Origin of the sequence: Streptomyces sp. RPT161 (genome assembly GCF_027533845.1) — a bacterium.
Taxonomy (GTDB): Bacteria; Actinomycetota; Actinomycetes; order Streptomycetales; family Streptomycetaceae; genus Streptantibioticus_A; species Streptantibioticus_A silvisoli_A.
The window spans coordinates 794,489-807,497 of sequence record NZ_JAPZVN010000001.1; the positions used below are offsets into that span (position 1 = coordinate 794,489).

The 13,009-nt window shown below is 71.7% G+C and carries 11 protein-coding genes; 5 read left to right on the forward strand and 6 right to left on the reverse strand.

What is annotated here, in order from left to right; all coding sequences use genetic code 11:
• Window positions 1–53: 53 nt before the first annotated feature.
• Window positions 54–995 carry a L,D-transpeptidase gene (locus O5O46_RS03580; RefSeq protein ID WP_269853707.1) on the reverse strand — a complete coding sequence of 314 codons (942 nt, stop codon included), beginning with the start codon at window positions 993–995 and terminating at the stop codon, window positions 54–56.
• 185 nt (window positions 996–1,180) lie between these two features.
• Between O5O46_RS03580 and glmS the strand changes: the two genes are divergently transcribed.
• From glmS to coaA, 4 genes are all read left to right on the forward strand, one after another.
• Complete coding sequence (gene glmS, locus O5O46_RS03585) at window positions 1,181–3,028, forward strand: glutamine--fructose-6-phosphate transaminase (isomerizing) (protein ID WP_269853708.1); 1,848 nt, start codon at window positions 1,181–1,183, stop codon at window positions 3,026–3,028.
• A 7-nt stretch (window positions 3,029–3,035) separates the two neighbouring features.
• Entirely contained in the window at window positions 3,036–3,404 is a 369-nt protein-coding gene (locus O5O46_RS03590) for a holo-ACP synthase (RefSeq protein ID WP_269853709.1), read from the forward strand.
• 409 nt (window positions 3,405–3,813) lie between these two features.
• Window positions 3,814–5,253, forward strand: a complete 1,440-nt coding sequence (locus tag O5O46_RS03595; RefSeq protein WP_269853710.1) for an NAD(P)H-hydrate dehydratase — start codon at window positions 3,814–3,816, stop codon at window positions 5,251–5,253.
• Between the two features lie 23 nt (window positions 5,254–5,276).
• The gene (coaA, locus tag O5O46_RS03600; protein WP_269853711.1) at window positions 5,277–6,266 is read left to right on the forward strand and encodes a type I pantothenate kinase; all 990 of its coding nucleotides are present in this window, start codon (window positions 5,277–5,279) and stop codon (window positions 6,264–6,266) included.
• 44 nt (window positions 6,267–6,310) lie between these two features.
• Here the strand turns inward: coaA and glmM are convergent, their stop codons facing one another.
• From glmM to O5O46_RS03625, 5 genes are all read right to left on the reverse strand, one after another.
• Complete coding sequence (glmM, locus tag O5O46_RS03605) at window positions 6,311–7,669, reverse strand: phosphoglucosamine mutase (RefSeq protein ID WP_269853712.1); 1,359 nt, start codon at window positions 7,667–7,669, stop codon at window positions 6,311–6,313.
• A 129-nt stretch (window positions 7,670–7,798) separates the two neighbouring features.
• Entirely contained in the window at window positions 7,799–8,311 is a 513-nt protein-coding gene (rpsI, locus tag O5O46_RS03610) for a 30S ribosomal protein S9 (RefSeq protein WP_269853713.1), read from the reverse strand.
• Between the two features lie 42 nt (window positions 8,312–8,353).
• Entirely contained in the window at window positions 8,354–8,800 is a 447-nt protein-coding gene (gene rplM / locus O5O46_RS03615) for a 50S ribosomal protein L13 (protein WP_269853714.1), read from the reverse strand.
• A gap of 209 nt (window positions 8,801–9,009) precedes the next feature.
• A complete protein-coding gene (locus O5O46_RS03620) occupies window positions 9,010–10,191 on the reverse strand; it encodes a glycosyltransferase family 87 protein (protein ID WP_269853715.1) in 1,182 nt (393 codons plus the stop codon).
• Between the two features lie 174 nt (window positions 10,192–10,365).
• Window positions 10,366–11,985, reverse strand: a complete 1,620-nt coding sequence (locus tag O5O46_RS03625; protein ID WP_269853716.1) for an ABC-F family ATP-binding cassette domain-containing protein — start codon at window positions 11,983–11,985, stop codon at window positions 10,366–10,368.
• An 87-nt stretch (window positions 11,986–12,072) separates the two neighbouring features.
• Here O5O46_RS03625 and O5O46_RS03630 point away from each other — a divergent pair, with 87 nt between their 5' ends.
• Window positions 12,073–13,002, forward strand: coding sequence for a hypothetical protein (locus tag O5O46_RS03630; RefSeq protein ID WP_269853717.1), 930 nt, complete (start codon window positions 12,073–12,075; stop codon window positions 13,000–13,002).
• Window positions 13,003–13,009 lie beyond the last annotated feature (7 nt).

Consider the following 13,009-nt stretch of genomic DNA (forward strand, 5'->3'; position numbering starts at 1 on the left):
TGGCATTCGCCTCACGCCCGGGCGGGAACCGTTCGGGGGCGGCGCGACGGTGGCTAGTCGTCGTCATTGTTCATTTGCCTGACCCCCCAGACATAGACCCGGTCGCCCTGCTGGAGGATGTCCCACGCCTCCTGCGCGTCCCGCATCCGCAGGTTCACACAGCCGTACGAGCCGTCCGGGCCGTAGACGTCGCCGATGATCCCGTGCAGCGCCTGGCCGCCGGAGAAGAACTGGGCGAAGGGCATCGGGGTGTGGTAGATCGTCGACACGTGGTCGCGGTGCCGCCAGTAGATGCTGTGCATGCCGTTGCGGGTGCGGTAGCCGGGCAGGCCGGTGCGCACCGGGACCGGGCCGAAGACGATCTCGTCGCCGTTCTGGATCCACAGCTCCTGGTTGTCCTGGTCCACACAGGCGATCCGGAACGGGCCGGTCGGGCAGGCCCAGCGCGCGCTCGACTTGATCAGCGCCTTCCGGTCCATCGCCCGGGTGCGCACCGAGTCGCGCATCATGCCCCAGGTGACCGGACCGGCGAAGCCGATCGCCGGACGGATGCCGTGCGCCCGCTGGTAGCCGCGGATCGCCCGGCAGGTGGCCCGGCTCTGCCGGTTGCGCACCAGCAGGCGCAGGAAGCGGGTGATCTGCCGCTGGTACGGCCCGGCGTGCGGCGAGCAGTACCGCCGCGCCCCCTTGGCCCGCACCACGGCCGCGTCCTCGCGCGGCACGTACTCGGTGAGCCGGGCCGCCCGGATCTGCGCGGCGGTCAGCGCCGGCCGACGGTGCCGGGCGGGGGTGCGGCCGTACACGATCCGCTGCGTGTACGTCTCGTCCGGCGTCACCGCCACCCCGCGCGGCAGCGGTACGCCCGGCACCAGCCGGTACAGCGGCACCCGCGGGTCTCCTGATCTGCCGCCCGCCGCGGCGGTGCCGCCGCCGAGCAGCAGGGGCAGCACCGTGACCGCCGTCAGCAGCCCCGCCCAGACTCGCAACCTCACCACACCAGCCATCGCACCGGCCTTTCGTCAGCCGCGGCGGACCCGCCGCGCACCGGAGTAGGACGGCATCAGTCGTACGACAATCGCACTTCACTCCCCGGTACCCTCGCCGTACGCCCCGGCGTGGTCCACTCGGGTGGCCGACGCCGTCGTCCACCCGCTCACCGGGCCCCCCTAAGCTGACCCCCATGTGCGGAATCGTGGGTTACGTGGGCGCCCAGAACGCCCTCGACGTTGTCATCACCGGGCTCAAGCGGCTGGAGTACCGCGGCTATGACTCGGCCGGGGTCGCGGTGCTGGCCGACGGCGGGCTGGCCGCCGCCAAGAAGGCGGGCAAACTGGCCAACCTGGAGAAGGAGCTGGCCGACCGTCCGCTGCCCACCGGCACCACCGGCATCGGCCACACCCGCTGGGCCACCCACGGCGCTCCCAACGACGCCAACGCCCACCCGCACCTGGACAACGCCGGACGGGTCGCCGTCGTACACAACGGCATCATCGAGAACTTCGCGGAACTGCGCGCCGAACTCGTCGAGCGCGGCCACGAGTTGCTCTCCGAGACCGACACCGAGGTGGTCTCCCACCTGCTCGCCGAGGCGTACTCCTCGGCCGGTGACCTCGCCGAGGCGATGCGCCAGGTGTGCCGCCGCCTGGAGGGCGCGTTCACCCTGGTGTCGGTGAGCGCCGACGCGCCCGACGTGGTGGTCGCGGCGCGCCGCAACTCGCCGCTGGTGGTGGGCCTCGGCGACGGCGAGAACTTCCTCGCCTCCGACGTGGCCGCGTTCATCGCGTACACCCGCGACGCCATGGAACTCGGCCAGGACCAGGTGGTCGAGCTGCGCCGGGACGGCGTCACCGTCACCGGCTTCGACGGCAACCCGGGCACCTACCGCGAGTACCACGTGGACTGGGACGCCTCCGCCGCCGAGAAGGCGGGCTACGACTACTTCATGCTCAAGGAGATCGCCGAGCAGCCCAAGGCGGTCGCCGACACCCTGCTCGGCCGGATCGACGCCAGCGGCCGGCTCACCCTGGACGAGGTCAGGATCGACGCGCACGCGCTGCGCGAGATCGACAAGATCGTGATCGTGGCCTGCGGAACGGCGTTCCACGCCGGGATGATCGCCAAGTACGCGATCGAGCACTGGACCCGGATCCCCTGCGAGACCGAACTCGCCAGCGAGTTCCGGTACCGGGACCCGATCCTCGACCCGCGCACCCTGGTCGTCGCGATCAGCCAGTCCGGCGAGACCATGGACACGCTGATGGCACTGCGGCACGCCCGCGAGCAGGGCTCGAAGGTGCTGGCCATCTGCAACACCAACGGGTCCACGATTCCCCGCGAGTCGGACGCGGTGCTCTACACCCACGCGGGACCGGAGGTCGCGGTCGCCTCCACCAAGGCGTTCCTGACCCAGTTGGTGGCCTGCTACCTGGTGGCGCTGTACCTGGGGCAGGTGCGCGGCACCAAGTGGGGCGACGAGGTCTCCTCCGTGGTGCGCGAACTGTCCGACATCGCAAAGCAGGTCGACCAGGTCCTGGAGACCATGGAGCCGGTACGGGAGCTGGCGCGCTCCCTGAAGGACAAGAACACGGTGCTGTTCCTGGGCCGCCACGTCGGCTACCCGGTCGCACTGGAAGGCGCGTTGAAGCTCAAGGAACTCGCCTACATGCACGCGGAGGGCTTCGCCGCGGGCGAGTTGAAGCACGGGCCGATCGCGCTGGTCGAGGACGACCTGCCGGTCGTGGTGGTGGTTCCCTCGCCGCGCGGGCGGTCGGTGCTGCACGACAAGATCGTCTCCAACATCCAGGAGATCAGGGCGCGCGGCGCGCGGACCATCGTCATCGCCGAGGAGGGCGACGAGACGGTCGTCCCGTACGCCGACCACCTGATCCGCATCCCGGCCACCCCGACACTCCTTCAACCGCTCGTGGCCACCGTGCCGTTGCAGGTCTTCGCCTGCGAGTTGGCGACGGCCCGCGGCAACGAGGTCGACCAGCCGCGGAACCTGGCGAAGTCCGTCACGGTGGAGTGAGCGGCCGATGATCATCGGGGTCGGCATCGACGTCGCCGAAATCGCCCGGTTCCAGGCCGCGTTGGAGCGGACGCCGAGCATGGTGGAGCGGCTGTTCAACGACGAGGAGCTGTACCTGCCGGACGGCGAGCGACGCGGCATCGCGTCGCTCGCCGCCCGGTTCGCCGCGAAGGAGGCGGTGGCGAAGGCACTCGGCGCGCCGGGCGGCCTGCACTGGCGTGACGCCACCGTGGTGACCGAGGACTCGGGCCGCCCCCGACTCACCGTCACCGGCACGGTGGCGGCCCGCGCCACGGAACTGGGCGTACGGAGCTGGCACGTCTCGCTGAGCCACGACGCGGGCGTCGCGTCCGCGGTGGTAATCGCAGAAGGCTGAGCACACCGGGACGTGCCACAGGGGCCGCCGCCCGGACATCCCACCACCCCCCTCCCGCGAGCCGCCGCACTGCCGCCGCCAAGCGGAATGCAAACCCCCAACGCACCCAAACGGGAAAAGGCCAAAAGGAATCGCACCCCCCGGCCGCCGAATGCCCCCCGACCCGCGAGCGCAGAAAACACCGCGAGGGGCCGGGGGCGGAGGGGTGGGGGTCCTGGACGCTGACGTGTATTTGCGGGCCGAACTTCCGGCGCACACAACGCTGGGGGCAACCGGCCCGTAAATATACGGTCCAGGACCCCCACCCCTCCGCCCCCGGCCCCGCCCCACGAACAGACAGCGCGCGAGGTTGCCCATACGATCCCGGTAACGGGTGGGGAGGGTGGGCATCCCCCACGGAAGGAACCGCATGCGGCACGCGCACACCGTAGAGACCGTCCGAGCAGCCGAACGCACCCTCATGTCCCGGCTCCCCCCGGGCACCCTGATGCAGCGCGCCGCCGCCGGCCTCGCCGCCGCCTGCGGCGCCCTGATGCACGGCGCCTACAGCAGGCGCGTCGTCGTACTGGCCGGATCCGGCGACAACGGCGGCGACGCCCTCTACGCCGCCGCCCGCCTCGCCCGTCGCGGCGCCGGCGTCACCGCCGTACTGCTCAACCCGGACAAGGCCCACCCCGGCGGCCTGGCCGCACTGCGCCGCGCCGGCGGCCGAACCCTGGCCCCTGAAGACGCCGCCCCGGCCATCGCCGACGCCCACCTCGTCATGGACGGAATCGTCGGCATCGGCGGCAGGGGCGGGCTGCGCCCGCAGGCCGCCCAGCTCGCACGCGCCGCACGGGAGTCCCACGCCACCGTCGTCGCCGTCGACCTGCCCAGCGGCATCGACCCGGACACCGGCGAGACCCCGGGCGAAGCCGTACACGCCGACGCCACCGTCACCTTCGGCACGTACAAGCCCGGCCTGCTCATCGACCCGGCCGCGGAACACGCCGGCGCACTGCGGCTGATCGACATCGGCCTCGGCCCGTACCTCCCGGAACCCGCGCTGGAAGCGCTCCAGCACGCCGATGTTGCCGCGCTGCTCCCCTCCCCCAGCGGCGAGAGCGACAAGTACCGGCGCGGCGTGGTCGGCGTGGTCGCCGGTTCCGAGCGCTACCCGGGCGCGGCGGTACTCGCGGTGAGCGGCGCGCTGCGCGGCGGCGCGGGCGCGGTGCGGTACGTGGGGCCCGGCGCGGCGGCGGTCATCGCACGCTACCCGGAGACGCTGGTGTCCTCCGGTCCGCCGTCGAAGGCGGGCCGGGTGCAGGCCTGGGTGGTCGGACCGGGCCTCGGCGACGACCGGGCGGCCCGGCAGGCGGTGACCGAGGTGCTCGGCTCCGACGTGCCCGTGCTGGTGGACGCGGACGGGCTGCGGCTGGCCGACCGCGACCAGATCCGCCGCCGTACCGCCGCCACCGTGCTCACCCCGCACGCCGGTGAGGCGGCGGCCCTGCTCTCCGTCGACCGCGCCGACGTGGAGGCGGCCCGCCTGGCACACGTGAAGCGGCTCGCCGAGTCGTACGACGCGACAGTGCTGCTCAAGGGCTCGACCACCCTCGTCGCCGGCCAGGGCCGCCCGGTGCGGGTGAACCCCACCGGAACCGCCTGGCTGTCCACCGCGGGCAGCGGCGACGTGCTGTCCGGGCTGACCGGCTCGCTGCTGGCCGCGGGCCTGGCCGCGGGCGACGCGGCGTCCGTCGGCGCCTATCTCCACGGCCTGGCCGGCCGAGAGGCCCCCGTGCCGTTCGGCGCCCACGAACTCGCCGACCGCATCCCGCAGGTGTGGCGGTCCGTGCACCCCCGAACATGAACGCCGCATTACGCGGTCGCACAATGGTTCCCGTGTCATCACCGACAACGGCCGCCCGCCGCGAGGCGACCCCCTACGTGGACCTGTCCCGCGCCGAGTGGAGCGCGCTGCGCGAGCGGACGCCGCTGCCGCTGACCGCCGAGGAGGTCGAGCGGCTGCGCGGGCTCGGCGACCTGATGGACCTGGACGAGGTACGGGACGTCTACCTGCCGCTGTCGCGGCTGCTCAACCTGTACGTCGGCGCCACGACGGAGCTGCGCGGGGCGCTGAACACGTTCCTCGGCGACGCGCGCACCGGGCACGGCGCGCAGTCCGGCACGCCGTTCGTCATAGGCGTGGCGGGCAGCGTCGCGGTCGGCAAGTCGACCACCGCCCGCGTCCTGAAGGCGCTGCTGGCCCGCTGGCCGGAGCATCCGCGGGTGGAACTGGTCACCACCGACGGCTTCCTGCTGCCCAACGCCGAACTGCACCGTCGCGGCCTGATGTCCCGCAAGGGGTTCCCCGAGTCGTACGACCGGCGGGCGCTCACCCGGTTCGTGGCGGACGTGAAGGCGGGCAAGGACGAGGTCAGCGCGCCGGTCTACTCGCACCTGATCTACGACATCGTGCCGGGCGAACGGCTCACCGTGCGGCGGCCCGACATCCTGATCGTGGAGGGGCTGAACGTGCTGCAGCCCGCGCTACCGGGCAAGGACGGACTGACCCGGGTCGGTCTCGCCGACTACTTCGACTTCAGCGTGTACGTCGACGCGCGCACCGAGGACATCGAGCGGTGGTACCTGGACCGGTTCCGGATGCTGCGGCAGACCGCGTTCCAGAACCGGTTCTCGTACTTCCGCAAGTACACCGAGGTGCCGGAGGAGGAGGCGGTGGACTACGCGCGGATGCTGTGGCGCACCATCAACCGCCCCAACCTGGAACAGAACGTGGCCCCCACACGGGGCCGGGCGACGCTGATACTCCGCAAGGGCCCGGACCACAAGGTGCGGCGGTTGTCACTCCGGAAGCTCTGAGAGGGAGTTGGGGAGGCGAGCTCCCCCAACTCCTTCGAACTCACCTAGCCCAGCGTGGACTTGACCACGTCGGCCAGGCGCCCGGCGACCGCGTGCGCCTGGTCGATGTCGGCCGCCTCCACCATCACGCGGACCAGCGGCTCGGTACCGGACGGGCGCAGCAACACCCGGCCGGTGCCGCCCAGCTCACGTTCCGCCTCGGTGACCGCGGTCGTCAGCGCGGGCGTAGTGGCCACCCGGGTCTTGTCCACGTCGGGCACGTTCACCAGCACCTGCGGCAGCCGCTTCATCACGCCCGCCAGCTCGGCCAGCGGGCGGCCGGTGGCGGCGACCCGGGCGGCCAGCATCAGACCGGTCAGCGTGCCGTCTCCGGTGGTGGCGTGGTCGAGGATGATGACATGGCCGGACTGCTCGCCGCCGAGCGCGAAGCCGTTCTCCTTCATCGACTCCAGCACGTAGCGGTCGCCGACCGCGGTCTGCACCAGGTCGATGCCCTCGCGCTCCATCGCCAGCTTGAAGCCGAGGTTGGACATCACGGTGCCGACGACGGTGTTCTTGCGCAGCGCGCCGGACTCCCGCATCGCCAGCGCCAGTACCGCGAGGATCTGGTCGCCGTCGACCTCCTCGCCCTTGGCGTCCACCGCCAGGCAGCGGTCGGCGTCCCCGTCGTGCGCCACGCCCAGGTCCGCGCCGTGCTCCACGACGGCGGCGCGCAGCTTCTCGATGTGGGTGGAGCCGCACTGCGCGTTGATGTTGAGGCCGTCGGGGTCGGTCCCGATGGTGACCACCTCGGCGCCGGCCCGGGCGAACGCCTCCGGGGAGACCCGGGCGGCGGCGCCGTGCGCCCCGTCGATGACGATCTTCAGCCCGTCGAGGCGGTTGGGCAGCACGCCGATCAGGTGGGCGACGTAGTTGTCGAAGCCCTCGTCGTAGTCCCGCACCCGGCCCACTCCGGCGCCGGTCGGACGGTTCCACGGCTGACCGGCGGAGTGCCCGCGGTAGGTCTCCTCGATCCGGTCCTCCAACTCGTCGGCGAGCTTGTGGCCGCCGCGGGCGAAGAACTTGATGCCGTTGTCCGGCATCGGGTTGTGACTGGCGGACAGCATGACCCCGAGGTCGGCGCCCAGCGCACCGGTGAGATACGCCACCGCCGGGGTGGGCAGCACACCGACCCGCAGCACGTCCACGCCCGCGCTGGCCAGGCCCGCCACGACGGCGGCCTCCAGGAACTCACCCGAGGCGCGCGGATCGCGCCCGACGACGGCCACCGGCCGATGATCGTCGAACGTGCCGGCCTCACCGAGCACATGCGCCGCGGCGACCGACAGACCGAGCGCCAGCTCGGCGGTCAGGTCGGCGTTGGCGACACCGCGGACTCCGTCCGTACCGAAGAGTCGTCCCACTGTGCTTCCTCCGAGAAATTGGGGGTCTGGGTGACTTGTCCCCCAGGAAATGCGGTCCCAAAAAGCACCGGTTAAGCGAACGCCCCGGAGGCGCACAAAGTGCCTCCGGGGCGTATCGACAAGGCGTGATCAGCGCTTGCTGTACTGCGGCGCCTTGCGGGCCTTCTTCAGACCGGCCTTCTTGCGCTCGATCTCGCGAGCGTCACGGGTCAGGAAGCCGGCCTTCTTGAGGGTCGGACGGTTGTTGTCGACGTCCGCCTCGTTCAGGGCGCGGGCGACGCCCAGGCGCAGCGCACCGGCCTGGCCGGAGATGCCGCCGCCGCTGATGCGGGCGATGACGTCGTAACGGTTGTCCAGCTCAAGAACCTTGAACGGCTCGTTGACTTCCTGCTGGTGCACCTTGTTGGGGAAGTACTCCTCCAGGGTGCGGCCGTTGATCTTCCACTTGCCGGAGCCCGGCACGATGCGGACGCGGGCGACGGAGCGCTTACGGCGGCCGGTGCCGGCGGCCGGCTGCGGCTCGCCGAAGCGGGACGCCAGCGACTCGGAGGTGTACTCCTCCAGGCCCGCGACGGTCTCGGTGGTGTACTCGCCTGCGAACTCGTCCTCGGCCAGCGGGGCCTCAGGGGTGGTCTCAGCCACGATTCTCCTCAGATGCTTTCTCTAGTCGATGGTGGCTGGGACTCAGCCCTGCGAAATCTGGGTGATCTCGAACGGCACCGGCTGCTGAGCGCCGTGCGGGTGCTGGTCGCCCGAGTACACCTTGAGCTTGGACAGCATCTGGCGGCCCAGGGTGTTCTTCGGCAGCATGCCCTTGACGGCCTTCTCGATGGCCTTCTCCGGGTTCTTGTCCAGCAGCTCGTCGTAGCGGACGGAGCGCAGACCACCCGGGTAGCCGGAGTGGCGGTAGGCCATCTTCTGGGTCCGCTTGTTGCCGGACAGGTGCACCTTGTCGGCGTTGACGATGATGACGAAGTCACCAGTGTCGACGTGAGGCGCGTACACCGGCTTGTGCTTGCCCCTCAGGAGGGACGCGGCCGTGGAGGCCAGACGGCCCAGGACAACGTCCTGCGCGTCAATGACGTGCCACTGGCGCTGGACATCGCCGGGCTTGGGGCTGTACGTACGCACGGTCGTAGCCTTCGCTTCTTCAGTGAGTGGGTCCTGACAAGACCACCCGGACGATCACGACAGCCCTGGCGGCACACGGTTGACGCATACCGTGTGCCTCCGCTGGTCATCGGCCCGGTGGACCGGCGTAACGGCCTCTCACGTGAGAACGAGCAAGCCAATACGCATAAATTTCGAATCTGAAGCGTACCCGGGCATCGCCGCACAGGTCAAAACGCTGCCCGTGACCCCGCCGTCCGGGCCTCCGCGGCCCCGCCCTGCTCGGGCACCAGCACCCGCCGACCGCGCAGGCAGCGCCAGGCCAGCACGGCCGCCAGGCCGCACAGCATCGCCGCGTCCTTGAAGGCCCGCCGGGTCACCGGCACCAGCAGCGGCCACTGGATCACCGGCACCTGCGGCACCAGCGCCAGCCAGAACCACGGCGTGCGCACCACCGAGTCCGGCACCACCGCGGAGGCCAGCAGGGTGGGCAGTACGACCAGCGCGTAGTGCTCGAACGACGGGCGGGAGACGAGGAAGGCGCTGAGCATCAGCATCGCACCGGTCTCCACCAGCCGTAGCCGCTCGGCCCGGCTGGTACCTCCGATCCCGGCACCGGACCAGCGCCGCCAGGCGCACCACACCCCGGCTCCGGACGCCGCCACGGCGACCAGCAGCGCCACGTCCTGCGGCACGCCCAGCCGGGGCAGCACGGCGACCAGCGACGCGTCGAAGGGGCGGGCGAACTGGTCCTGGCCGTGCAGCAGGAAGGGCAGGGTGCGGGAGAAGAAGAAGGTGGGGTTCGGCATGGCGGCCGCCGCCGCGGCCGAGGCCACCGCAGGGATGGCCGCGGCGAGGGCGAACGCCCTCGGGCGGCGGGCGAACAGGAACAGCAGGGCGAACGGGATGAGCATCGGCTTGAGCGCGATCGCCACCCCGACCACCGCACCGGCCACGGTCCACCGCGAGCGGGTGATCAGCAGCAGTGCGCAGGGCAGGGCGGCGGCGCAGGCGGCCGTCCAGTTGCCGAGCAGCACCAGGCTGCGGAAGGGCGCGAAGAACGCGAGGCCCGCGCCGACCAGCACGCCGAGGCGGCTGCGGCCCGGCACGTCGAACACGCGCAGGGCGCACCACCAGCCGGCGAGCACGAGTGCGGTGGTGACGGCCGGGACCAGGACGCGCAGCAGGACGGCGGGGAGCAGCGCCTCGGGGACGGCGGCGAGCACGCTGCTGGGCAGATAGAGGAAGCGGCGGTCGGAGTAGGGCGAGCCGCCGTCGAGGAAGCTGTGGGCGGCTCTGACGACGAAGGCGTTGTCCATGCCGTCGGTGCCGCTGCGTCGGTAGGCCTCGAAGATCACGACCAGGAGCAGGACGGCGGTGGCGGCCTGCATCGGCCGTGAGGCGCGTTGCACCAGCCAGGCCGTAACACCTGGTTCTTCCGATTTGCCCGAATTCACACGTCGCATGCTAAGACGCCACCGGGCTTGCCGGTGCCGTCCAACACGCAGCAACCACCGCGGGCCCCGCGGCCCGGCCCCGGGGCCGCGGTCGGCTCGGCACCGCCGGTCCCCGCCGCGGCGGTTCCTCTACCGGTCCCGGGCCACCCGGCGCTCGTCCCATACGGGGTGCGGGGCCTCCCGGACCGTGCCGTCGGCCGCGAAGATCAGGAAGCGGTCGAAGGAGCGGGCGAACCAGCGGTCATGGGTGACCGCGAGCACCGTGCCGGCATAGCTCTCCAGGCCCGCCTGGAGAGCGTCCGCGCTCTCCAGGTCCAGGTTGTCCGTCGGCTCGTCCAACAGCAGCGCGGTCGTCCCCGCCAACTCCAGCAACAGGATCTGGAACCGGGCCTGCTGCCCGCCCGAGAGGTCCTCGAAGCGCTGGTCCCCCTGCCGCTCCAACTCGTACCGGCGCAGCGCGCTCATCGCCTTGCCCCGGTCCCGGGCGTGCTCGGTCCACAGGATGTCCACCAGCGTGCGGCCGAACAGCTCGGGATGGGCGTGCGTCTGCGCGAAGTGCCCTGGCACCACCCGCGCCCCCAACCGCCACTCACCGGTGTGCTCGACCTCCTCACCCGCGAGCAGCCGCAGGAAGTGCGACTTGCCGGAACCGTTGGAGCCGAGCACCGCCACCCGTTCCCCGTAGAAGACCTCCAGGTCGAACGGCTTCATCAGGCCGGTGAGCCCGAGCCCCTTGGCGGTCAGCGCCCGTACCCCGGTACGGCCGCCCGCCAGCCGCATGGAGATCCGCTGCTCGCGCGGCGGCTCCTGCGGCGGCCCGGCGTCCTCGAACTTCTTCAGCCGGGTCTGCGCGGCGTGGTACCGCGACGCCATGTCCGCGCTGTTGGCCGCCTGTTGGCGCAGCCTGAGCACCAACGCCCTCAGCCTGCCGTGCTCCTCCTCCCAGCGCCTGCGCAACTCCTCGAAGCGGGCGAACCGTTCCCTGCGCGCCTCGTGGTAGGTGGCGAAGCCGCCACCGTGCACCCACACGTCGCTGCCCGCCGGACCCGGCTCAACGCTGATGATCTTCTGTGCCGAGCGGGCCAGCAACTCCCGGTCGTGGCTGACGAACAGGACCGTCTTGCGGGTCTGCGCCAACTGCTCCTCAAGCCAGCGCTTGCCCGGCACGTCCAGGTAGTTGTCCGGCTCGTCGAGCAGCAGCACCTCGTCCCCGCCGCGCAGCAGCGCCTCCAGCACCAGGCGCTTCTGCTCACCGCCGGACAGCATGCGCACCTCACGCCACTGCGCCCGCTCGTACGGCACACCGAGCGCCGCCGTGGTGCACATGTCCCACAGCGTCTCGGCCTCGTAGCCCCCGGCCTCCGCCCAGTCGCTGAGTGCCTGCGCGTACGCGAGCTGCGCGGGCTCGTCGTCCTGCGCCATGATCGCCAGCTCGGCGGAGTCCACCGCCGCCGCGGCCAGCCGGATGCGCGGCGCAGCGACGGAGACCAGTAGATCGCGCACCGTACGGTCGTCCCGTACCGAGCCGACGAACTGCGGCATCACACCGAGGCCGCCGCTGACCGTCACCGTGCCGCCGTGCGGCGCCAGTTCACCCGCGATCAGCCGCAACAGCGTGGTCTTCCCCGCACCGTTGGCCCCCACCAGCGCGACCGCGGCGCCCTCGCCGACCCGGAAGGAGACATCGCCGAGCAACACCCGGCCGTCCGGCAGGTAGTACTCGAGGTGTGCGGCGTCCACATGGCCCATGGCGCGATTCTCACCCGTCGACGCCGCCCGCCAAAGCGGTTTTCACCCGGGTCCCAAGGACTAATCGCAGCTAATAGGATGCGCGCCATGACGGAAGGGCCTTCGCAGCCGCAGCACCCCCGTCCCGACGAGGGGGGTACCCCCCATGCCTTCGGCCAGGGGTACGGATACCCCGGACCCGGCTCCCAGCAGTCCTTCGGCCCCGCCTACGGCTACCCACCCCAACAACCGCAACCGCAACCGCAACCACAGCGATCGCAGGAACCGGACTGGTCGGCGCTCGCGGAGCGTACCGAGGCCGGCAACCGGCGCCGCAGGCTGCTGCTCATAGGCGGCGGTGTGCTCGGTGCCGCGGCGATAGCGGGCATCGTCGCCACCGCCGTCATCGCCACCGGCCACCACGGCCAGCCGCGGCCGGGCCCCAGCGGACAGGCCACCGGCAGCGCCCAGCCGACGCCCACCACCAGCTTCCCGGCGATCACCCCGCCGCCTCCGCCGAACCCGCTGGCCGTCATCTCAGACGCCCGCAAGGACACCGCGCCGATCACCCCGGACAGCCTCTTCCCCGGCGCCAGGGTGACCGTGCAGGGCCGCACCTACGCCAAGGCCGCCACCGACTCCACCAACAGCTGCGCCGGCGCCGCGGCGGGCGGCCTGGGCACCGCCCTGGCCGACAACGGCTGCCGCGAGCTGCTGCGCGCCACCTACACCAGGGGCGGGGTGGCGGTCACCGTCGGCGTCGCCGTCTTCGACACCAAGTCAGCCGCGGACGCCGCCAAGAACCAGGCGCAGGGCTATGTGCTACCGCTGTCCGGCGGCGGCGTGGGCACGTTCTGCCACGCCGCGGCCTGCCGGATGAGCACCAACTCCATCGGCCGCTACGCCTACTTCACCATCGCGGGCCTGGCCAACGGCGGTTCGCTGACCGCCGCCGACACCCAGGGCCTCCAGTCGGGCAACGACATCGCGACGTTCGTTTTCAACGAAATCGTCCAACGGGGCAACGCCCAACGCTAGCTCGGGA

What these genes read in the sequence shown, in the direction of transcription:
- O5O46_RS03625 (WP_269853716.1), bottom strand. Translation starts at nt 11,985, where the DNA reads ATGGGCCATGTGGACGCCGCACACCTCGAGTACTACCTGCCGGACGGC.
- O5O46_RS03590 (WP_269853709.1), top strand. Translation starts at nt 3,036, where the DNA reads ATGATCATCGGGGTCGGCATCGACGTCGCCGAAATCGCCCGGTTCCAG.
- O5O46_RS03595 (WP_269853710.1), top strand. Translation starts at nt 3,814, where the DNA reads ATGCGGCACGCGCACACCGTAGAGACCGTCCGAGCAGCCGAACGCACC.
- coaA (WP_269853711.1), top strand. Translation starts at nt 5,277, where the DNA reads ATGGTTCCCGTGTCATCACCGACAACGGCCGCCCGCCGCGAGGCGACC.
- O5O46_RS03630 (WP_269853717.1), top strand. Translation starts at nt 12,073, where the DNA reads ATGACGGAAGGGCCTTCGCAGCCGCAGCACCCCCGTCCCGACGAGGGG.
- glmS (WP_269853708.1), top strand. Translation starts at nt 1,181, where the DNA reads ATGTGCGGAATCGTGGGTTACGTGGGCGCCCAGAACGCCCTCGACGTT.